This is a genomic window from Serratia sp. CY38905, assembly GCF_052168875.1.
Taxonomy (GTDB): Bacteria; Pseudomonadota; Gammaproteobacteria; order Enterobacterales; family Enterobacteriaceae; genus Serratia; species Serratia sarumanii.
On record NZ_JBJNLV010000003.1, the window covers coordinates 158,380 to 179,969 of the forward strand.

The window sequence follows — 21,590 nt, forward strand, 5'->3', positions numbered from 1 at the left end:
GCTTTTGTGTGAAAGAAAAACTTATCAATTGGTTAAGAAGTCAACGCAAAAACAGCAAAATAAAGCCGCTCGCCGCCAGAAGCGCTAAAGGCGAACCGGAACCGCTCGGCGGCACCATCAAGGCCGAGCTGTTTTCCGTCGATCAGATGGAACGCTACGGCCAGCGTCTGGCACGCTCTCACAAACTGGCGACGCGTAAGACCCCCTACTATTTGCTGAAGCGGCTGGATCACAACGAACGGGTGCTGGCTGAGAGCTGCCGCCAGCTCAGCAACGGCAAAAAAAGCAGCATGACGCCCGCCGGGGAGTGGTTGCTCGATAATTACTATTTGATCGAAGAGCAAATCCGCGTGGTGCGACATCACTTGCCTAAGACCTTTGGCCGCGGCTTGCCGCAGCTGACTGCACCGCACAACTGCCCGCGCATTTACGACATCGCCGCCGAAGCCATCACCCACGGCGACGGGCGCTGGGACGCAGAGAGCCTGACGCGCTATATCGCCGCCTATCAAAAGGAAACCAATCTGACGCTGGGTGAACTGTGGGCGCTGCCGGGCATGCTGCGTCTGGCGCTGATAGACAACCTGCGCCGCGTCAGCGTCGAGGTAGCGCAGGCTCAGCGTGAACGCAACCTGGCCGATGACTGGGTCAATAAAATGCTCGAATCGGCGGAAAACGATCCGGCCAATTTGATCATCGTTATCGCCGACATGGCGCGATCCAATCCGCCGCGCACCAGCGCCTTCGTCGCCGAGCTGGTGCGCCGTCTGCAGGGCCACGGCACCATGCTGGCGCTGCCGCTCACCTGGGTGGAACAGCGTCTGGCGGAGGTCAGCATGACCTCCGATGAACTGATCCACCGCTTCAACCAACAGTTGGCGGTCAGCCAACTGTCGGTCAGCAACAGCATCGCCGGCCTGCGCCAACTGAGCGAAATGGATTGGGCGGAATTTGTGGAAACCATGAGCCTGGTAGATCAAACGCTGCGTCAGGATCCGGCTGGGGTGTATCCGATGATGCACTTCGACACCCGCGATCACTATCGCCACGTGATCGAAATGCTGGCCCGCCACAGCCCGCACGACGAGGTACAGGTTGCGCGACACGTGCTCAACATGGCGCGAGTGGCGGCGGAAGATCCCGTCGGCGATGCGCGCAACCATCACATCGGCTACTACCTGATCGACGACGGCAGACCGGCGCTGGAACAGCAGTTGGCGGTACGCCTCAGCCGCATTACCCGGGTGCGCCACGCGCTGAACCAGGCGCCGCTGCTGTCCTGGCTCGGCAGCCTCAGCCTGCTCACCACCGCCAGCTGTGCGGAACTGTTGCGCCACGCGGCGGGCAGCGGCATCAGCTGGTGGGGATTGGCGCTGCTGTTTTTCCCGTTGGCGATCGTCGTCAGCCAATTCGTGCTTAACCTGCTCAGCGAAGTTACGACCCGCAGCCGGGAACCCCGACCTTTGCCGAGGCTCGATTTCTCCTGCGGCATTCCGGCCGAGTTCCGCACATTGGTGGTGATCCCCACCCTGCTCGACGAGAAAACCGGCATCGACCGGCTGCTCAACGCGCTGGAGGTCTGTTATCTGGGTAATGCGATGAAGCACCTGCATTTCGCGCTGCTCACCGACTTTAACGACGCCCCGCATCAGCGGCAGGCTGACGACGCCGCGTTGCTGGCTTACGTCAGTGAAAAAATCGGCGCGCTGAATGCACGCTATCCCTGTGAAGGGCCGGGCCACTTTTTCCTGTTCCACCGCGATCGGCAGTGGAATGACAAACAGGGCGTGTGGATGGGGCTGGAGCGCAAACGCGGCAAGCTGAATGCGCTTAACGACTGGCTACGCAACCGCGACAACGCCTTCTCCAGCCTGGTTGGCGCCGGCCTTGAGGCTCTGAAAAACGTCAAATACGTCATCACCCTCGACAGCGATACCGTATTGCCGCGCGACACCGCTCACCAGCTGATCGCCGCCATGGCGCATCCGCTCAACCAGCCGCAGTATGACGAAAACAGACAGCGCGTGGTGGAAGGCTACGCCATTTTGCAGCCGCGCATGGCCGAAGAGATCCCGCGTTTTGGTCAGGGACGTTACGCCGCCTTATGCAGCAGCACGCCGGGCAACGATCCCTATACGCGCATGGCGTCGGACATTTATCAGGATCTGTTTGGCGAAGGCTCATTCATCGGCAAAGGCATTTACGACGTGGACGTGTTTGCGCGCAGCCTGCAAGGCACCTGCCCGGAGAATTTAGTGCTGAGCCACGATCTGCTGGAAGGTTGCTATGCCCGCTCGGGGCTGTTGAGCGATGTGCTGTTGTATGAGCAATATCCCAGCAACTATCTGGTCGACGTGGCGCGCCGTTCGCGCTGGATCCGCGGCGACTGGCAGTTGCTTAACTGGCTGCTGCCGCGGGTGAAAAAAGCGGACGGCTCACGCTGCGCCAACCCGCTGAGCGCGCTGTCGCAGTGGAAGCTGTTCGACAACCTGCGCCGCAGCCTGGTGGCCCCCAGCCTGTTGCTGCTTTTATTCTGCTGCCTGACAGGGTTGCCCAACACCGGTTACTGGCTGGCGGTGGTCTTTATCCTTCTGCTGCTGCCTTCCGCGCTGGCGCTGCTGCAGGACATCGCGCGCAAACCGCCACGCCGCCCGTTTCTCCAGCATGTGCGGCTGGCGCTGAAGGGCACGCTGCACCGGTTGGCACAAATCGGCCTGCGCCTCGCGGCACTCCCGCACGAAGCGCTGTACAGCCTGAAAGCGATCGCCGTTACCCTATGGCGCCTGCTGTTCAGCCAACGCAATCTGCAAGAGTGGACCAGCTACGCCCAGAGCAAAACGCGCCTGCGGGTGACGCCGACCAATTTCTATCGCGCCATGTGGGTCAATCCGCTGGCCGGGGCGGGGTTGCTGCTGCTCACCGCGTGGCATAACCCGATGGCGCTCGTCGTCGCCTTGCCGCTTTCCGCGCTGTGGGTATTCGCGCCGTTCTTGCTCTACTACCTGAGCCGCGAGCCGCAGCGCAGCAAAACGGCGATCGATGAGGAGCAACGGCGTTTCCTGCGCCATACCAGCCGCCAGACCTGGGACTTTTTCAACACCTTCGTCAATGCTCAGGAGAACTGGCTGCCGCCGGACAACTATCAGGAAATACCGGAACCGGTGATAGCGCACCGCACCTCGCCGACCAATATCGGTTTGTCGCTATTGGCCAACCTCACCGCCTGCGATTTCGGCTACCTGACGCTGTGCGAGGCGCTGCGCCGCATTGAACTGACGCTCGATACGCTGGATCGCATGGAGCACTATCGCGGCCATCTGTACAACTGGTACGACACGCGCACCTTAGAGCCGTTAAACCCGCGCTATATTTCCAGCGTCGACAGCGGCAACCTGGCCGGGCATCTGCTGACGCTCTGCGCCGGGCTGCCGGCGCTGGCCCAACAGCCGGTCATCGATCCGCAGCGGATAGTGGCCGGTCTGGGAGACAGCCTGGAACTGCTGGAACAGCAGTGGGGAAACGCAGCGCCGAAAAACCTGGCCAAACTGCGCCAACATTGGCAACAGGCGCAAAACAGCCCGTACGCCGCGCTGCTGCTTGAATTGGACGCCATGCGCAACTACAGCAACGGGTTGCAGGAGCCGGCGTTAAACCACGGCGAAGAAACTAAACGCTGGGCCGGCGCGCTCCATCAGCAGCTTAATGAACTCTGTGCGGAATGGGCGCAATGGTATGGCTGGCTGAGCGATGCGCCGCCGGATCTGGCGCAGCCGCCCAGCCTGCGCTGGTTGGCCGACGCCCCGGCGAACCTGGGGCTTTCGGCCGAGCAACAAAGCCGGCTCGATGCCGCCGCCGCGCTGGCGCAACAGCGCCTGGCGCAACTCGGCAGCCTGCGGCAGCGGCTGGAAAAAATGGCGCAGATGGACTTCCACTTCCTGTATGACGAATCGACCCACCTGCTGAGCGTCGGCTTCAACTGCGACCATAACCGCATGGACAGCAGCAAATACGATCTGCTGGCGTCGGAAATCCGTCTGACCAACTACGTGGCCATCGCGACCAATCAGGTGCCGCAGCGCAGCTGGTTCGCCCTTGGCCGGCTGTTCACCGTCATCGACAAGGAGCCTGCGCTGATGTCGTGGAGCGGGTCGATGTTCGAATACCTGATGCCGCAGTTGGTCATGCCCGCCTATCCCGATTCGCTGCTGGTGCAGATGTGCCGCGCGGCGGTGGCGCGCCAAATCGCCTGGGGTAAGGAGCGCGGCGTCCCCTGGGGCGTTTCCGAATCCGGCTATTTCGGCTTCGACGCGCAGCAAAATTATCAATATCACGCCTTTGGGGTGCCCGGTTTGGGGCTGCGGCGCGGCCTGGCCGACGATATGGTGATCGCCCCTTACGCGACGCTGATGGCACTGATCGTTGAGCCCGTCGCCGCTTGCAATAACCTGCTGACGCTGGAACACAACGGCGCCAAAGGGCGATACGGTTTTTACGAAGCGCTCGATTACACCACCGCACGCCTGAGCCGCGGGCAACTGTACACGATCGTCCGCTCCTACATGGCACACCACCAGGGCATGGGGTTCCTGGCGCTGTCGCACCTGCTGCTGGATGCGCCGATGGTGGCGCGTTTCGCCCGCTATCCCGCCTTCCAGTCAGCGCGCCTGCTGCTGCAGGAACGCGTGCCGGACGCAGTCGAGCTCTATAGCCCGCGTCGTCATTTCGAAACCCACGAAGGCACCATCCAGCCGGCCAGCTTCAGCGCGCGTGAATTCACCCGCGTCGATACGCCGATACCCGAAGTGCAACTGTTGTCCAACGCCAACTATCATCTGATGCTGTCGCAGGCCGGCGGCAGTTACAGCCGGTGGCAAAACCTGGCGCTGACCCGTTGGCGCGAGGACGCCACCCGTGATAACTGGGGCGCTTTCTGCTACCTGCGCGATCCGCAAACCGGCGAAGTGTGGAGCAATACCTGGCAACCGATCGGCGGCGGCGCCAAAGACTATCGCGCGGTGTTCAACGACGCCGGCGCCGAATTCCAGCGCCATCTGGGCACGCTTTCGGTCAAAACGCAGGTGGTGGTTTCGCCGGAAGATGATATCGAACTGCGCCGCCTGACGCTCATCAACCGCGGTAAACAGCCGCGCATCCTTGAGATCACCAGCTATGCCGAAGTGGTGCTGGCACCGGCCGGGAACGATCTGGCGCACCCGGCCTTTAGCAATCTGTTCGTGCAAACCGAGCTACTGCCAGACCAGGAAGCTATCCTGTGTCATCGCAGACCGCGCGAGCCCAAAGAGACGTGCCCGTGGCTGCTGCACATGATGACGGTACAGGGAAACAGCGCGCAAACCTCGTTCGAAACCGATCGCGGCATATTTATCGGCCGGGGCCGCACGCCGGCCAATCCGCAGGCGTTGTACCACAATGCGCCGCTGACCAACAGCGCCGGGCCGGTTATCGATCCGATCATCGCCATCCGCCAGCGCGTGGTGCTGGAACCCAACGTTCCGCTGACGCTGGATGTGTTTTACGGCGTTTGCGAGGATCGCGCCTCCTGTCTGGCGATGCTGGAAAAGTATCGCGATCGCCACTTGGCGGATCGCGTCTTCGAACTGGCCTGGTCACACAGCCAGGTGGTGTTGCGCCAACTGAACGCCAATGAGGAAGACGCCAATCTGTTCAACCGTCTGGCCGGCGCCGTGGTGTTCCCGGCGCAGGAAATGCGCGCTGGCGGCGGTGAAATCATCAGCAACCGCCGCGGCCAGTCCGGGTTATGGGGGCATTCGATCTCAGGCGATCTGCCGATCGTGCTGCTGACGGTCAGCGACGCGGAGAATATCGCGTTGGTGCAGCAGCTGATCCAGGCACACAACTATTGGCGCCTTAAGGGGCTGCAGGTGGATCTGGTGATCCTCAACGAAGACGTCGGCGGCTACCGCCAGGATCTGCAAAATCAGATCATGGGCTTGATCGCCGCCGGCATGGAATCCACCCTGACCGACAAGCCGGGGGGCATTTTCGTGCGGACCAGCGAACATATGTCGCCGGAAGACCATCGTCTGCTGCTCAGCGTGGCGCGCATCTATCTCGACGACCGACGCGGCGGTTTGGCGGAGCAGCTCAACCAACGCCTGCAGCTGCCGCAAACCCTGCAACAGCCGCTGTCTCCGGTCACCGCGTCGTCGAAGCTGGCGACGGTAGACAACCTGCCGCGCAACCTGCATTCGCCGCAGTTGCCCGCCATCGAAGACCTGCAATTCTTTAACGGGCTGGGCGGATTCTCCAGCGACGGACGCGAATATGTCATTGCGATGAACGAGAACAAGATCACTCCGGCACCCTGGTCAAACGTTATCGCCAACCCGCTGTTTGGCACGGTTATCTCAGAAAGCGGTCAGGCCTATAGCTGGTACGAAAACGCTCACGAGTACCGGCTGACGCCGTGGGATAACGATCCCATCAGCGATCGCGGTGGCGAAGCGTTTTATCTGCGCGACGAGGAAAGCGGCCACGTCTGGTCCCCCACGCCGCTGCCGGCCCGCGGTCGCGGCCACTATTTGACACGCCACGGCTTTGGCTACAGCGTGTTCGAGCACCGCGAAGGCGGCATCGACAGCCAGCTGACGATGCTGGTGGCGCAGGACGCGCCGGTGAAGCTGTTTTTGCTGACGCTGACCAACGGTTCAGGCCGCACGCGCAAACTCTCCGCCACCGGCTACATGGAATTCATCCTCGGCGATTTGCGCAGTAAAACCGCCATGCACGTCGTGACACAGGCCGCGACGACGACGGGCGGCTGCGGCATTCTGGCCACCAACCATTACGGCGGCAACGGTTCCGAGCGCACCGCCTTTTTCGGCGTTACCGGCGCCCACTGTTCCATCAGCGGCGATCGGCGTGAATTCCTCGGCCGCAACGGCACGCTGGCCAATCCGGCGGTGCTGAAACTGCGCCGGCTTTCCGGCAGGGTCGGCGCCGGGCTGGATCCGTGCGGCGCGGTACAGTCGGCGCTCAGCCTGATCGACGGCGATCAGCGCAGCCTGGTGTTCGTCCTGGGACTGGGACAAAACGCCGACGAGGCCGACATGCTGCTGCAGCGCTACCTGGATGAAGATCGCCTGCAAGACGAACGGCAACAGGTCGCCGCCTATTGGGACGGCATCCTGAATAAGGTGCAGATCGGCACGCCGCATCCGGCGGTCGATCTGCTGGCTAACGGCTGGCTGCTGTACCAAACTCTCTCCTGCCGCATTCAGGCACGCAGCGGCTACTACCAATCCGGCGGCGCCTTTGGCTTCCGCGATCAGCTGCAGGACACGCTGGCACTGACCCACGCCGCGCCGCAACGGCTGCGCGAACAGATCCTGCTGTGCGCCTCACGCCAGTTTATCGAGGGCGATGTGCAGCACTGGTGGCATCCGCCGCAGGGCAACGGCGTGCGCACCCGCTGTTCCGACGACTATCTGTGGCTGCCGCTGGCGATGTGTCATTATTTGGACGCCACCGGCGACGAGAGCATTTTGACCGAACAGGTGGGCTATCTGGAGGCGCGCCAGCTGGCGCCCGGCGAAGAGTCCGCCTATGAACAGCCGGCGCAGAGCGCAGTGCGGGAAAGCCTGTACCAGCACGGCGCGCGCGCGCTGAAACACGGCCTGACCTTCGGCGAGCACGGGTTGCCGCTGATGGGGGCCGGCGACTGGAACGACGGCATGAACAGGGTCGGGCTGGAAGGCCGCGGCGAAAGCGTCTGGCTCGGCTTCTTCCTGTTTTCCATCCTGCAGCGCTACGGCGATCTGGCGGAACGCCACCACGATGACGACCTGGCCGCACAGTGCCGCCGCCAGGCCGCCGCCCTGAAGGACAACCTGCACAACCATGCCTGGGATGGCGAATGGTACCGCCGCGGCTATTTCGACAACGGCGAACCGCTCGGCTCACACCTGGCCGCGGAGTGCCGCATCGACGCCATTGCGCAAAGCTGGTCGGTGCTGTCCGGCGCCGGCGATCCGCAGCGCAGTCGGCAGGCGATGCAGTCATTGGATACACATCTGGTCGACCCGCAGGCCAGGCTGATCAGACTGTTGACGCCGCCGTTCGACGGCAACGGTCCCGATCCCGGCTATATCCGCGGCTATCTGCCCGGCGTGCGGGAAAACGGCGGCCAATACACCCACGGCGCGGTATGGGCGGTGATGGCCTTCGCCGAAATGGGTGACATCGAACGCGCCTGGCAGCTGATGGCGCTGATCAACCCCATCAACCACAGCCTGGACAGCGCCGCCGCCGAACGTTACAAAGTCGAACCTTACGTGGCGACCGCTGATGTCTACGCAGTTGAGCCGCATATCGGCCGGGGTGGCTGGAGTTGGTATACCGGCTCGGCAGGCTGGATGTATCGCTTGATTCTCGAGTCGTTGCTGGGCCTGAAACGCCGCGGCGATCGGCTGACGATCGATACGCGTCTGCCGGCCGACTGGCCGCAATTCACGATCAACTACCGCGAAGGCGCCAGCGAATATCAGCTGGTCGTGCGCCAGGGAGAAGGCGAAACGCAGATCATCGTTGACGGCATCCCTCAGTCGGAGCCGACGATCGCGCTGCGGGACGACGGCAGGATCCATCAGGTGGAAGTGATTTTGGGGAAAGAAGATACGTAGCTGTCGGGCGGCGGCGCAGGCCGCCGCCCGACGTCGTTATTTTCTGGCCAGCAGCAGCCCCAGCACCAGCCCGACGGTGGCGCCGATGCCTACGCTGTGCCAGGGTTTATCCCGCACGTAGTCGTCGGTGCGGTGTACCGCTTCTTTGGCGCGCGCATAGTAGGATTCGCCGGTGTTCGCCCAGCGCGCCTTAACCTCACTCAGCGCCTGCTCGGCGTGCGACTTGATGTCGATGTAGGCCTGATCCGCGCGATCGCCGGTATATTGCAGCACTTCTTCCAGCGTCTCGGTCAGCATTCTCAGATCGTCATCCAGCGTAGTTTGCTCAGCATCCGTATGTCTTGCCATAGTGAGATCTCCGTGGTTGAAAAATTAAGCGTTCCTACACTATAGACAAGGATCGCCGCCTGCGGCCATCGGACTTTTACCCTAAAACACCAATTGCACCTTGGCGGCCTGGCGCTTATCGCCGGCAAACTCCAGCGCCTGCGCCAGTTGCCCGCTGGCGAATTCCGCCGACAGCAACGGCAGCGGATCGACCACGTCGTCGGCCAGCCACGCCACCGCCAGCGCAAACTCCGCCACGAAGCGGAAGGATCCGAGCAGGTTCAACTCCTTGGCGATCAACAACATCAGCGGAAAATCGGGGAAGCTGGCGCCCATCCCCACCTGCACCACGGTGCCTTTGGCGCGGGTGATCTCCAGGCAGCGCTGCAGCGACTGCGGATGCCCCGCCACTTCGAAGGCGACGTCGAAATATCCTTTGTCCTGCTGATAACCGCTAACATCGTCGTCCGCGGCATGCAGGCACCGATCGGCCCCCATTTGCCTGGCGATCGCCAGGCAGCGCGGGCTGAGATCGGCACAGACAATTTCGGCGGCGCCCAGCGCTTTCAGCGCCGCCACCAGCAGGCAGCCGATCGGGCCGACGCCGGACACGAAGATCTTTTTCCCCGTCACGTCGCCGGGCTGCTTCGCCGCGTGGATCGCCACCGCCAGCGGTTCAGCGAACACCATCACCCTGTCGTCGCGATCGGCGCCGTAAGGAATGCACTGCGCGCTGTCCACCACTTTGTATTGGGTAAAAGCACCGTCGACGTGCGGAAAATACATCGCGCTGCCGAAAAAACGCATCTCGACGCATTGATTGCTTTGCTGCGCCAGACAGTATTTGCACTGCCCGCAGGGTTTGCTGGGATTGAGCGTCACCTTCTGCCCGACCGGCAGCTGCGGCGAATCGCTGGCGACCACCTCGCCGATCACCTCATGGCCCAGCACCATCGGCTGGCGCACCTGAAAATTGCCGACCCTGCCTTCCTGAAAGTAATGCAGATCCGAGCCGCAGATGCCGCCGCGGCTGATTTTCACCAGCGTTCCCTGCCCCCGGTAATCCACTTCTTGCGCAATCACCGCCACGTCGCGTTTGCCATTGACCACGCAGGACTGGGTTTGAATTTTCATCTCAACACTCCACGAAAAAAGGTTACACCGCCGCCGACATGCCGCCATCGACAAACAGCAGTTGCCCGTTGACGAAGGCGGAGGCGTCGGCGGCCAGGAACACCGCCGCGCCGATCAACTCATGCGGATCGCCCCAGCGTGCGGCGGGCGTGCGTTGGGTCAGCCAGGCGGTGAAGGCCGGATCGTCGGCCAGCGCCTGCGTCATCTCGGTTTTGAAGTAGCCGGGGGCGATGCCGTTGACCTGAATGTTGTAGCGCGCCAGCTCCACGCACATGCCGCGCGTCAGCATTTTCACCGCGCCCTTGGAGGCCGCATAAGGGGTGATGGTGTCCCGCCCCAGCTCGCTTTGCATCGAGCCGATGTTGACTATCTTGCCGCGCCGGCGCGGCACCATATAACGCGCCACGGTTTGCGACACGATGAAAACCGCCTTCTGGTTGACGGCGATGATGTCGTCCCAGTCTTGCTCCGGAAACTCGGTGAACGGGTGGCGGCGCTGGATGCCGGCGTTGTTGATCAAGACGTCTATCGCGCCGATATCCGCTTCGATACGATCGATGGCGGCATGCACCGCCTGGGAATCGGTGACGTCGAACGCCGCCGCATCGGCGCGCAAGCCCTCTTCGCGCAGGCGATCGGCGGCGTGTCGGGCATGTTCGTCGGTGGTGGCGTTGACCAGAATATGCGCGCCTTGCTGCGCCAGGCCGCGCGCCAGCAGAAAACCGATGCCGCGCGAGGCGCCGGTGATCAAGACAATTTTGTTATCCAGTGAAAACAGGTTGTTCATGGTGATTCCCGGCCATCAGGCCTCCAATCAGACAGGCCTCTATCTCAGCCGATTGTTACCGGTAAAAACGTGATGGAAATCACTGAACATCATGTTACGAAACCCTGTTACCCTTAACGTGATCTCACGCAGGCAGCAAGCGGGTAACACGCAGTTATCCAATTGAAAAATAGCTATTTTCAATAGGAGCGCATTCATTGTTATCGCCAAATCGATTTGTTAACATACCGCTATCCGCCCTTGCCGCGCCGCCCGTGAAGGCCACCGAATGAAACACCCCCGCGTTACGCTACAGGACATTGCGCAATTGGCCGGCGTGACCAAAATGACCGTCAGCCGCTTCCTGCGCACGCCGGAAAAAGTGGCGGCCAACACCGCCGAACGCATTGCGCAGGTCATGCGGGAGCTGAACGTCACAGATGCCGATACCGCACAGGCCGGCAGAAGACCGCGCATCGGCGTACTGATCCCCTCCTTCAACAACCAGATCTTCGCCGACCTGCTGGCCGGCATCGAATCCGTTACCCAAGCGCGGGGTTACCAAACGCTGGTGGTGAACTACGATTACAGCCCGCAGCGGGAAGAAGAGCAGATCGCACAGCTGTTGAGCTACCCGATCGCCGGGCTGATCCTCACCGACTCTGCGCATACCTTGCGCGCAGAGACCTACCTCGGCGCAGCCAAAATCCCCCTCGCGCAGGTAATGGATCTCGACGCGCCGCCGGGGCGGATTGCGGTGGGGTTTGATAATGAACAGGCGGGGTATGACATGACCGAAGCGCTGCTCGCCAGCGGCAAACGGCATATCGTTTACTTTGGCGCCATGTCAGACGCCCGCGACAATAAACGCTATCGGGGGTACTGCCGCGCCATGGCGGCTCAGGGGCAAACGCCGCGCCAGATCACACCGCATCGGGTCTCTTCGGTTTCGATCGGCGCCGACATGCTGGCGATGGCGCGCGAACGCTACCCGCAGTTGGACGGTATCCTGTGCACCAACGACGATCTGGCGGTGGGCGTGTTGCAGGCCTGCCTGCGTCTCGGCGTGCGCGTGCCGCAGGAGATTGCGCTATCGGGTTTTCACGGCCTGGATATTGGCCAGGCGACCACGCCGGGCATCGCCAGCGTGATCACGCCGCGCTTTGACATGGGGAAAACCGCCGCTGAAATGCTGCTGCTGCGGATCGCGGGCGAACCCTGCGCCGAGCGCCACGATCTGCACTACCGCCTCTCACTCGGCGGCACCGTTTGAGCCGGCATTCGGGCTGACCGGCTGTGCGGCACGGGCTTTTTCGCTGCGCGCCGCCCACCACAGACCGCTGTTTTTCATCGCATAGCCAAACAGCAAGCCCACCAACAGAGAAAGCGTCACCAGCGGCCAATCTCCGCCGCCGGCGAAGGTCGCACAGGCGCCGATAAAGGTGCCGGGCACAAACCCCAGCCACTGCTGTTTGGCCTGAATGCACATCAGGAACGCAACGACGCCGGTCAGCAGATACCCCAGCAGTTCCCACTGCGGCGCCAGTTCGCTGCCGTGGATGATCGCCATTGCCCAGAAGACGCCGCTGCAGCAGGTTAACGCGCCGATCAACAGCCCTTTCAGCCCACCCTGCGGGCAGGCGAAATACGCCGTGCAGCCTAGAAAACCGGCCCAACCGATCAGCCCCAGGCTGACGGCAACCCAGCCCCACACGCCGGAGAGGATCCCGGTAGTAACGGCAATGGCGAAAAGAACGTTCATAAAGTGACCCGCGGCAAAAAGAAAGCGCGCAGTTTACCCGAAATCCGGTCATTTCATGTGATTAAAATCACAATATAAATGCAATTAAAGAATGATTAATTAAATAAAAGAGACTTAAATCACAAAATTATTAACGTGGGAACCCTACACGTACCGTCATCCATGCCAACAACAGGCATACCGTGGTGCTGCTCAGGAACAGCAGATGGGTTGCCTGCTGCAGATCGACACGGTCGACCACGATCCCCAGCAAGATCGGCACCCAGTTGGCGATATAAGCGATAACGTAAAACAGTGAAAGCAAACGCGCATGGCTGGCCGGCGGCGAAATCAGGTTTACCAGGGTCGCGCTGCCGACGAAAATGGCGCCGTAAGCATAGCCGGCCACCACCAGGCCCGCAGCCGCCAGCCACAGTGAATGCCATTGGATCGCCGCAGCGAATACCACCGCCGCCAGCACCTGCGCCAGGCAACCGAACAACAGAGAATGACGGGCGTTAAGGCGGCGGCTCAGGATCTGGCTAATACCGGCGATCAACAGATACACCGCAATCGCATAGCCAAAGACGCCCCGCTGGTGCATGCCTAACAGCGTTTCCGCCACGCTGGGGCCAATAGCCAAAATGCTGGCGGCCAGGGCCCAACAGACAAACAGCGCCCCGGCACAGACAAAGAATTTACCGCCGGTGATACGCAGGCCATCGAGCAGCGTGCTTTTTTCTGTCGCCGTCGGCGCAGCGCGGGTCGGCGCCGCGACCACGCCACGCGGCCACGAGAACATCACGCCCAACGCCGCCACGGCGGCAATGATCATGATGAAAATGAACGGCAGCATCGTGGGATGAAAACCGGTCTGCAAAGCGATGCCGCTGAAGATCGGGCCCAGCGCCAACCCTGTGGTAAAGGACAACGTGGCGATCAGCGCGGCGTTTTTACCGCCGTCTTGTGGCCCAAAACGCACCAGGGCGATGTTTGCCGCCCCGGTCAATGCCCCGGTGCCCACCCCGGCCAGCAGTCGCGCCATGAGCATCATGACAAAGGTATCCGCCAGCGCAAACAGCAGCGCACCGCTCAACACCACCAGCAATGCCGGCACGATCACGCTGCGTAAATCCTTCACTTTGCCGGCCAGATTGCCGACGCCGAACAAAGAGATCAGTACGCCGGCGGCGTAGGCACCGTAAACGACGGTCAGGCTGACGGAACTCAGCGCAAACTGCTGCTGATACAGCGGATAAAGCGGCGTCGGCGCACTGCTGTTCAGCAATGCCGACATCAAAGCCAGCGCCAGGAACAATAAAATGGTCCTGCGCGACGCCTGAGCATTTTGCGGCGCCGCGATCTGGCTGGCGGTATTTTCTGACATGTTTCAACTCCCAAAGTCGGCAGACGGCGGCCTGCCATCGACATCTTTCTCACCCGGCGGGCCGGGAACGGGGCTTATCATAGCGTTACGGCGACGGGCGAAGTATCGTCAAGAATGAATCACCCTGATGCATTCTTGCATCACCGGAGAAATAACCGCCGATGTGCAGGCCGCTAGCCGCCTTTCTCTCCCCCAGGGCAGAGCAACGCTTTATGATATAACCCGTTATCATTCGTCCGGCCCGGCCTGTTTCCTACGGCGCCGACAAATCTGCAGAGAGGAAATGGCATGATAAATTGGGACGACGCGCGCTTCTTTTTGGCCGTCGCGCGTTGCGGCACGCTACGCAAAGCCGCCAACCAGCTGCATGTCGATCAGGCGACCGTCGGTCGACGGCTGTCCGCTTTCGAGGATGCGCTCGGCTCCAAGCTGTTTATCCGCACGCCGAAATCCTTCGCCCTCAGCCCGTTGGGGGAAGAAATGCTGGCGGACGTGATGAAGATGGAAAATGCGGTGCAGGCGATCAACCGCAAAGCCGCCAGCGGTGACGAAAGCCTGAGCGGCAACGTGCGCATCGCCACCACCGATACCCTGGCCGAAGCCTTCGTGATGCCGGCGCTGCAAGATCTGCGGGAACGCTACCCCGCCATCACCGTCACGCTGTTGACGGCGGTCAACATCGCCGATATTTCTTACCACGGCGCGGATCTGGCGATCCGTGGCGCCCGCCCCGATGACGATGAGCTGATCATCAAACGCTTAGCCACCATCGAAATGGGTCTGTACGCCAGCCCACACTATCTGGCACGGCGCGGCATGCCGCTCAGGGGCGAGCAGCTGCGCGGCCACGATCTGCTGATGTTCCCGCGCGAGCTGGTGCCGCGCCACTGGAACAATTTCTGCGGCGAGGCCCTGCACGAGCCCAACGTGGTGCTGCAATGCAATTCGCAGCTGCTGCTGCGTTCCGCCACCCGCAGCGGGCTGGGCATCGGCCTGCTCTCCGCGTTTTTGGCGGACAAAGACCCGGAGCTGGTGCGCCTGTTGCCGGAGAACAAAGACTGGGTGGATATCTGGCTGGTGTTGCATCCCGATTTGCAACGCGCCGCCCGCGTGCGCGCGGTAGTGCAGGCGCTGGAAACCTCGTTTAGCGCCCATTACGGCTGAGTGCCGTTTCCCCATAAAAAAAGGCCGCCGAAGCGACCTTTTTATCGTTTGAAGCGTTATCAGAACGTCGGCTGCGCCATCTGCACCAGCGAAATCAGCGGCTGCGGATAGACGCCCAGCAGCAGCACCAGCGCGGCGGAGATCAGCACCACAACGCCACCGGCGGTCAATGCCCAGTTGTTCGGGGTATCGCGCTGCAGCGATTCCGGCGCGCTGAGGAACAGGCTGACGGTCACGCGCAGGTAGTAGTACAGGCCGATGGCGCTGCCTACCACGACTGCGCCGGTCAGCCACCACAGGTGTGCGCTGACGCCCATCGCGATCACGAAGAACTTACCGATAAAGCCCAGCGTCATCGGGATACCGGCCAGCGACAGCATCATCACCGTCATCACCGCGGACAAGATTGGCTTATGCCAGAACAGACCACGGTAAGAGAACAGCGAATCCGCATCCGGGCCGCGGTACGGGCTGGACATCAGGCTGACCACGCCGAAGGCGCCCAGGCTGCTGAACAGGTAACCGGCCAGGTAAACGCCGGCGGTTTCCAGCGACAGCTGATGGGTTTGCACCGCAATCAGCGCCACCAGCAGGTAGCCCAGGTGAGCGATCGACGAGTAGCCCAGCAGACGCTTGATGTTGGTCTGGCTGATGGCCATCAGGTTACCGAACAAGATAGAGCAGAACGCGATGATCGACAGCACCATGCGCAGCGCTTCGTTGTCGGCGGCCGGGGCATACAGGAACAGACGCATCACGACCGCGAAGATCGCAATCTTGCTGGCGGTCGCCAGGAAGGTCGAGACCGGCGCAGGCGCGCCCTGATACACGTCCGGCGTCCACAGTTGGAACGGCACCAGCGACAGCTTGAAGCCCAGACCGACGATCATCATGCCCATACCGGCCAGGATCAGCGGCTGGTGCATCATGTTTTCCTGCAGGCTCTTGCCGAGGCCGGCCAGCGACAGATCGCCGGATTCGGCATACAGCAGCGCCATGCCGAACAGCAGGAACGACGACGCGGCGGCGGACAGCAGCATGTACTTGATGGCGGCTTCCAGCGGGCGCTTCTGGCGGTAGGCGTAGCCCACCAGGCCGAACAGCGGCAGCGAGATCAACTCGATACCGATGAACAGCGAAGCCAGATGGTTGGCGCTCGCCAGCAGGATGCCGCCCATGGCGGCGATCAGCACCAGCAGGTAGAACTCTTCGCGGTTATCCGGATAGCCGACCAGCCACGGATAGGCGAAGGTGCAGGTCGCCAGACTCGCCAGCAGCACCAGCCCGGTGTAGAACATCGAGTAACCGTCAACCCGCAGCAGCGGGGTGACGTCCATTGGGCCTGCCTGGCCGACAAAGTACAGCGAAAGCAGCGCCAGGTTGAGACCGATCACGGTCAGGGTGGCGTTGATAAAGTGGTCGCGTCGCCACGCAATGCCTAGCATCACAACCACCACCGTCAATCCGACGATCAACAGCGGCAGCAGTGCGATCAGTTGTTGAGGAGTTATTGTCATGGCGAATTACGGCCTTGTTGTTGAAATTGCTGAAACTGACGAACCAAACCAGTGTTGCACGTTGCTCATCGCCGCGTTGGAAGTATCCAGAATCGGCTGCGGGTAAACCCCCAGCAGAACCAGCAACACCACCAGCAGCAGAATGATGAACAATTCGCGCGCGGTCATGCCCTGCAGCGGCTGGTCGGATTTAGGCGCACCGTAGTAAGCGCGCTGCATCATGATCAGCGAGTAAACCGAAGCGAACACCAGACCGAAGGTGGAGATCACGGTGATCACCGGCACCACCTGGTAGCTGCCGAACAGAATCATGAATTCGCCGACGAAGTTACCGGTACCCGGCATCCCCAGCGTAGCCACGGCGAAGAACAGCGACAGCGCAGGGATGAACTTGATACGCCCCCACAGGCCGCCCATCTGACGCATGTCGCGGGTATGCAGGCGCTCATACAGCTGGCCGCAGATGATAAACATACCGGCGGCGGACAGGCCGTGCGCGATCATCTGGATCACCGCGCCCTGATAAGCCAACTGGCTGCCGGTGTAGATGGCGATCAGCACGAAGCCCATGTGCGAGACCGAGGTGTAGGCGATCAGACGCTTGATGTCGGTCTGCGCGAACGCCATCCAGGCGCCGTAGAAGATGCCGATCACGCCCAGCCACATGGCGATTGGCGCAAACTCGTGCGAAGCCTCAGGGAACAGCGGCAGGCTGAAACGCAGCAGGCCGTAGGCCGCGGTTTTCAGCAAGATGCCCGCCAGGTCGACGGAACCTGCGGTCGGCGCCTGGCTGTGCGCGTCCGGCAACCAGCCGTGCAGCGGCACCACCGGCATTTTCACCGCGAAGGCGATGAAGAAGCCCAGCATCAACAGATATTGCACGTTGTGGGACATCGGCGTTTGCAGCAGGTCTTCGTAATCGAAGGTCCACACGCCGGTGGCGTTGTAGTGCACGAACACCAGGCCCAGGATCGCAATCAGCATCACCAGACCGCTGGCCTGGGTGTAGATGAAGAACTTGGTCGCCGCGGTGATGCGGGTTTTACCGTCCGACGCCTTGTGGCCCCACAACGCGATCAGGAAGTACATCGGCACCAACATCATTTCCCAGAAGAAGAAGAACAGGAACATGTCGATGGCGAGGAACACGCCGATAACGCCGCCCAGGATCCACAGCAGGTTGAGGTGGAAGAAGCCCTGATACTTCTGGATTTCACGCCAGGAACAGAGGATCGCCAGCACGCCCAGCAGACCGGTCAACACCACCATCAGCAGCGACAGGCCGTCCAGCGCCAGGTGGATGGAGATGCCGAAGCGCGGGATCCACGGCAGCAGGAATTCGCTCTGCCACTGCGGAATGCCTTTCGGCGTGGTCAAGGTATAGCCGCCCTGCAGCCACAGCTGCAGAGAGAGCGCCAACGTCAGCCCCATTGCGATCAGCGCTATCCAGCGCGGCACCTTAGTACCGAAGCGCTCAAGCTGCCAGCACAGCAGACCGCCGATAAAGGGGATAAGAATTAGCCAAGGTAATAGCATGGCGTTTTGTGTCCCTTATACGAATAATTTCAAACTTTGTACGTAGCGCCTGCCCGGCGCTACGCCCGAAAAATGCGTCTGTTTAAATTATTCAATTAAACCAAAATCAACAGAGCCAATACGACCACTGCACCCACACCCATAGACGCTATATACCAACGCACCTGACCATTCTCGCTCACCGTCAGACCGCGGTTCCCCCAGCGGGAGAAGACGGCCGGCAGGTTCATCAGCGAGTTCAGCGGATCGCGCTGCAGCAGCTTCGCAATGCCCAGGTACGGCTTGACGAACACTTTGTCATACAGCCAGTCGAAGCCCCAGGCATGGAACCACCAGGTCGAGAAGAAACGCCCCGGCGCGCTGTTGGCGATGCTGTTGACCAGGCTGCGTTTGCCCAGCCACAGCGCGGCCGCCAGCAGAATGCCGACGATAGCCACCACGCCGGAGGTGATTTCCAGCGTCAGCACACTGCCGTGCGCCAGCTCGGTCGTCTCCGGCAGCACGCCCTGCAACGGCGGCACGATCATCGCACCAACGAAGGTGGACAGCACCAGCAGAACCAGCAGCGGCAGGTGGTGAGTGATGCCTTTACCGGCATGCGCTTTGATTTTCTCTTCGCCGTGGAACACGATGAAAATCATACGGAAGGTGTACAGCGAGGTCATGAATGCGCCGACCAGGCCGGCCACCATCAGGTTGATGTGGCCGTTGGCCATCGCGCCCGCCAGGATCTCGTCCTTACTGAAGAAGCCGGCCGTGACCAGCGGCAACGCAGACAGCGCCGCGCCACCCACCAGGAAGCAGACGTACACCAGCGGGATGCTCTTGCGCAGGCCGCCCATCTTGAAGATGTTTTGCTCGTGGTGGCAAGCCAGGATCACCGAACCGGACGACAGGAACAGCAGCGCCTTGAAGAACGCGTGGGTCATCAGGTGGAAGATCGCCGCGTCCCATGCCTGCACGCCCAGCGCCAGGAACATGTAACCGATCTGGCTCATGGTGGAGTAAGCGAGCACGCGCTTGATGTCGGTCTGCACCAACGCGGCGAAGCCGGCCAGCAGCAGAGTGACCGCACCGACGATGCCCACCAGGTGCAGCACTTCCGGCGCCATCAGGAACAGGCCGTGCGTACGAGCGATCAGATAGACGCCCGCGGTCACCATGGTCGCCGCGTGGATCAGTGCGGAAACCGGGGTTGGGCCCGCCATCGCGTCCGCCAACCAGGTTTGCAACGGCAGCTGCGCCGATTTACCGACCGCGCCGCCCAGCAGCATCAGGGTTGCCCAGGTGATGGCCGTATCGCCCACCGCCAGTTTCTGCGGCGCCAGGATCATCAGCTCGCGGATGTTCAGCGTGCCCAGCTCGTTGTAGAGGATGAACAGCGCGAACGCCAGGAACACGTCGCCCACGCGGGTCACGATGAAGGCTTTCATCGCCGCCGCGCCGTTGGCCGGATCTTTGTAGTAGAAGCCGATCAACAGGTAGCTGCACAGGCCCACGCCTTCCCAACCCAGATACATCAGCAGCAGGTTGTCCGCCAGCACCAAGACCACCATGCTGGCGATAAACAGGTTGGTGTAAGCGAAGAAGCGCGAATAGCCCTCTTCACCGCGCATGTACCAGGAGGCGAACATGTGGATGAAGAAGCCGACGCCGGTGACCACCGACAGCATGGTCAGCGACAGGCCGTCCAGCACCAGGGTCACGCCGATATTGAAGTTGCCGACGGCCATCCAGGTCCACAGGCTTTGCTCGAACAGCTGCACGCCGGCGGCTTTCTGGGCGAAGAAATCCATCGCCACATACACCGTGACCAGCGCAGCCAGGCCGATAGAGCCCACGCCGACGGTAGCCGCCGTGTTCTCAGACCAACGACCGCGGGAAAATGCCAACAGCAGGAACCCGATCAGCGGTAGCAGAATTGTTAAATATAATAGGTTCATCCGCGCATCTCACTGACAGTATCAATATTCAGGGTATGACGACGACGGTAGAGCTGCAGCAGCAGCGCCAGGCCGATACTGGCCTCGGCTGCCGCCAGACTGATCGCCAGGATGTACATCACCTGCCCGTCCGCCTGGCCCCAGTAGCTTCCCGCCACGATAAACGCCAACGCCGCAGCGTTGATCATCACTTCCAGGCTGATCAGCATAAACAGCAGGTTGCGGCGCACCAGCAGCCCGGTCAGCCCGAGCACAAACAGGATAGCCGCCAGGATCAGGCCGTGTTGAAGAGGGATCATGCTTGCTCCTCCGATTTTCTTCTCGCCATTTCGCCACTCGCCGGCGCGTTGCTCAGCACCTCGCCAGGCTTGTGCTCGCGGCCGATATGGAAGGCGACAACCAGACCCGCCAACAGCAGCATTGAAGCCAGCTCAACCGCCAATACGTAAGGCCCGAACAGGCTGATGCCCACCGCCTTCGCGTCGACCATCTCGCCGCTGATACCCTGGTCGGATACGCTGCGGATCGCGACGATCAATACCACCAGCAGCGCCAGCGACAGCAGGCCAGGCCCGATCCACACCGTCGGCTTCATCCAGTCGCGCTCTTGCTGCTGCACGTTGCCGAGGTTCAGCATCATCACCACGAACACGAACAGCACCATGATGGCGCCCGCATAGACGATGATTTCCAACGCGGCGGCAAAGTAGGCGCCGAGCGAGAAGAAGACTGCCGAGATCGCCAATAACGAGACGATCAGATACAGCAGCGCATGCACAGGGTTGGTATGGGTGATCACGCGAATCGTCGCGGCCACCGCAATCAAACCTGCCAGGTAAAATGCAATTTCCATGCTTGCTGGCTCCTTAGGGCAACAGACCTTTGACGTCGATCGGTTTGGCTTCGTTTTCGGCTTCGCCTTTGGCTTTGCCGTCAATCGCCATACCGGCCATCCGGTAGAAGTTATATTCCGGATATTTACCCGGCCCCGAGATCAACAGATCTTCTTTTTCGTACACCAGATCCTGACGCTTGTACTCACCCAGTTCGAAATCCGGCGTCAGCTGGATAGCGGTGGTCGGGCAAGCCTCTTCGCACAGGCCACAGAAAATGCAGCGCGAGAAGTTGATGCGGAAGAACTCCGGATACCAACGGCCGTCTTTCTGCTCCGCTTTTTGCAGCGAGATACAGCCGACCGGGCAGGCAACCGCACACAGGTTACAGGCGACGCAGCGCTCTTCGCCGTCCGGATCGCGCGTCAGCACGATGCGGCCGCGGTAGCGCGGCGGCAGGTAAACCGGTTCTTCCGGATACATCTGGGTTTCGCGCTTGGCGAAGGCATGCATGCCAATCATCCAAATGCTGCGCACCTGGGTGCCGAAACCAACCACTAACTCTTTCAATGTCATGGT

Annotated in this window: 14 protein-coding genes; 3 read left to right on the plus strand and 11 right to left on the minus strand. The window is 61.4% G+C overall.

What is annotated here, in order from left to right:
- The first annotated feature begins 8 nt into the window (after positions 1 to 8).
- On the plus strand, positions 9 to 8,663 hold the full coding sequence (locus tag ACJ8MK_RS10270; RefSeq protein WP_442517724.1) for a GH36-type glycosyl hydrolase domain-containing protein: 8,655 nt from the start codon (positions 9 to 11) through the stop codon (positions 8,661 to 8,663).
- A 36-nt stretch (positions 8,664 to 8,699) separates the two neighbouring features.
- Here ACJ8MK_RS10270 and elaB read toward each other — a convergent pair whose 3' ends face one another.
- The 3 genes from elaB to idnO all read right to left on the minus strand — a co-directional run bounded on the left by elaB (position 8,700) and on the right by idnO (position 10,911).
- A complete protein-coding gene (gene elaB, locus ACJ8MK_RS10275; RefSeq protein WP_025303653.1) occupies positions 8,700 to 9,011 on the minus strand; it encodes a stress response protein ElaB in 312 nt (103 codons plus the stop codon).
- A gap of 81 nt (positions 9,012 to 9,092) precedes the next feature.
- Positions 9,093 to 10,124 (minus strand): L-idonate 5-dehydrogenase, encoded by a 1,032-nt coding sequence (idnD, locus tag ACJ8MK_RS10280; protein WP_442517725.1) that lies wholly within the window; start codon positions 10,122 to 10,124, stop codon positions 9,093 to 9,095.
- A 22-nt stretch (positions 10,125 to 10,146) separates the two neighbouring features.
- Positions 10,147 to 10,911 carry a gluconate 5-dehydrogenase gene (gene idnO, locus ACJ8MK_RS10285; protein ID WP_103829981.1) on the minus strand — a complete coding sequence of 255 codons (765 nt, stop codon included), beginning with the start codon at positions 10,909 to 10,911 and terminating at the stop codon, positions 10,147 to 10,149.
- A gap of 268 nt (positions 10,912 to 11,179) precedes the next feature.
- On the opposite strand from idnO, the gene ACJ8MK_RS10290 reads away from it, so the two are divergent.
- Complete coding sequence (locus ACJ8MK_RS10290) at positions 11,180 to 12,163, plus strand: LacI family DNA-binding transcriptional regulator (RefSeq protein ID WP_101427174.1); 984 nt, start codon at positions 11,180 to 11,182, stop codon at positions 12,161 to 12,163.
- Here the strand turns inward: ACJ8MK_RS10290 and ACJ8MK_RS10295 are convergent.
- Both ACJ8MK_RS10295 and ACJ8MK_RS10300 read right to left on the minus strand, forming a co-directional pair.
- The gene (locus ACJ8MK_RS10295; RefSeq protein WP_033648040.1) at positions 12,143 to 12,652 is read right to left on the minus strand and encodes a DUF1097 domain-containing protein; all 510 of its coding nucleotides are present in this window, start codon (positions 12,650 to 12,652) and stop codon (positions 12,143 to 12,145) included. The genes ACJ8MK_RS10290 and ACJ8MK_RS10295 overlap by 21 nt on opposite strands.
- Before the next feature lie 130 nt (positions 12,653 to 12,782).
- Positions 12,783 to 14,018, minus strand: coding sequence for an MFS transporter (locus tag ACJ8MK_RS10300; protein WP_074026728.1), 1,236 nt, complete (start codon positions 14,016 to 14,018; stop codon positions 12,783 to 12,785).
- A gap of 288 nt (positions 14,019 to 14,306) precedes the next feature.
- Here ACJ8MK_RS10300 and ACJ8MK_RS10305 point away from each other — a divergent pair, with 288 nt between their 5' ends.
- Positions 14,307 to 15,182: a LysR family transcriptional regulator gene (locus tag ACJ8MK_RS10305; protein ID WP_342136143.1), complete on the plus strand. Its 876-nt coding sequence runs from the start codon at positions 14,307 to 14,309 to the stop codon at positions 15,180 to 15,182.
- 59 nt (positions 15,183 to 15,241) lie between these two features.
- Here ACJ8MK_RS10305 and nuoN read toward each other — a convergent pair whose 3' ends face one another.
- From nuoN to nuoI, 6 genes are all read right to left on the minus strand, one after another.
- Positions 15,242 to 16,699 carry an NADH-quinone oxidoreductase subunit NuoN gene (gene nuoN, locus ACJ8MK_RS10310; protein WP_033635324.1) on the minus strand — a complete coding sequence of 486 codons (1,458 nt, stop codon included), beginning with the start codon at positions 16,697 to 16,699 and terminating at the stop codon, positions 15,242 to 15,244.
- Positions 16,700 to 16,705: 6 nt separating this feature from the next.
- On the minus strand, positions 16,706 to 18,235 hold the full coding sequence (gene nuoM / locus ACJ8MK_RS10315) for an NADH-quinone oxidoreductase subunit M (RefSeq protein ID WP_033648043.1): 1,530 nt from the start codon (positions 18,233 to 18,235) through the stop codon (positions 16,706 to 16,708).
- Positions 18,236 to 18,330: 95 nt separating this feature from the next.
- Positions 18,331 to 20,178 (minus strand): NADH-quinone oxidoreductase subunit L, encoded by a 1,848-nt coding sequence (gene nuoL, locus ACJ8MK_RS10320; protein WP_015378577.1) that lies wholly within the window; start codon positions 20,176 to 20,178, stop codon positions 18,331 to 18,333.
- Entirely contained in the window at positions 20,175 to 20,477 is a 303-nt protein-coding gene (gene nuoK, locus ACJ8MK_RS10325; RefSeq protein ID WP_004936014.1) for an NADH-quinone oxidoreductase subunit NuoK, read from the minus strand. The genes nuoL and nuoK overlap by 4 nt, the downstream gene beginning before the upstream one ends.
- Positions 20,474 to 21,031, minus strand: a complete 558-nt coding sequence (nuoJ, locus tag ACJ8MK_RS10330; protein ID WP_019453717.1) for an NADH-quinone oxidoreductase subunit J — start codon at positions 21,029 to 21,031, stop codon at positions 20,474 to 20,476. The genes nuoK and nuoJ overlap by 4 nt, the downstream gene beginning before the upstream one ends.
- Before the next feature lie 13 nt (positions 21,032 to 21,044).
- On the minus strand, positions 21,045 to 21,587 hold the full coding sequence (nuoI, locus tag ACJ8MK_RS10335; protein ID WP_025160170.1) for an NADH-quinone oxidoreductase subunit NuoI: 543 nt from the start codon (positions 21,585 to 21,587) through the stop codon (positions 21,045 to 21,047).
- Positions 21,588 to 21,590 lie beyond the last annotated feature (3 nt).

Coding starts and splice junctions, on each gene's coding strand:
- elaB (WP_025303653.1), bottom strand. CDS start 9,011: ATGGCAAGACATACGGATGCTGAGCAAACTACGCTGGATGACGATCTG.
- idnD (WP_442517725.1), bottom strand. CDS start 10,124: ATGAAAATTCAAACCCAGTCCTGCGTGGTCAATGGCAAACGCGACGTG.
- idnO (WP_103829981.1), bottom strand. CDS start 10,911: ATGAACAACCTGTTTTCACTGGATAACAAAATTGTCTTGATCACCGGC.
- ACJ8MK_RS10290 (WP_101427174.1), top strand. CDS start 11,180: ATGAAACACCCCCGCGTTACGCTACAGGACATTGCGCAATTGGCCGGC.
- ACJ8MK_RS10295 (WP_033648040.1), bottom strand. CDS start 12,652: ATGAACGTTCTTTTCGCCATTGCCGTTACTACCGGGATCCTCTCCGGC.
- ACJ8MK_RS10300 (WP_074026728.1), bottom strand. CDS start 14,018: ATGTCAGAAAATACCGCCAGCCAGATCGCGGCGCCGCAAAATGCTCAG.
- ACJ8MK_RS10305 (WP_342136143.1), top strand. CDS start 14,307: ATGATAAATTGGGACGACGCGCGCTTCTTTTTGGCCGTCGCGCGTTGC.
- nuoN (WP_033635324.1), bottom strand. CDS start 16,699: ATGACAATAACTCCTCAACAACTGATCGCACTGCTGCCGCTGTTGATC.
- nuoM (WP_033648043.1), bottom strand. CDS start 18,235: ATGCTATTACCTTGGCTAATTCTTATCCCCTTTATCGGCGGTCTGCTG.
- nuoL (WP_015378577.1), bottom strand. CDS start 20,178: ATGAACCTATTATATTTAACAATTCTGCTACCGCTGATCGGGTTCCTG.
- nuoK (WP_004936014.1), bottom strand. CDS start 20,477: ATGATCCCTCTTCAACACGGCCTGATCCTGGCGGCTATCCTGTTTGTG.
- nuoJ (WP_019453717.1), bottom strand. CDS start 21,031: ATGGAAATTGCATTTTACCTGGCAGGTTTGATTGCGGTGGCCGCGACG.
- nuoI (WP_025160170.1), bottom strand. CDS start 21,587: ATGACATTGAAAGAGTTAGTGGTTGGTTTCGGCACCCAGGTGCGCAGC.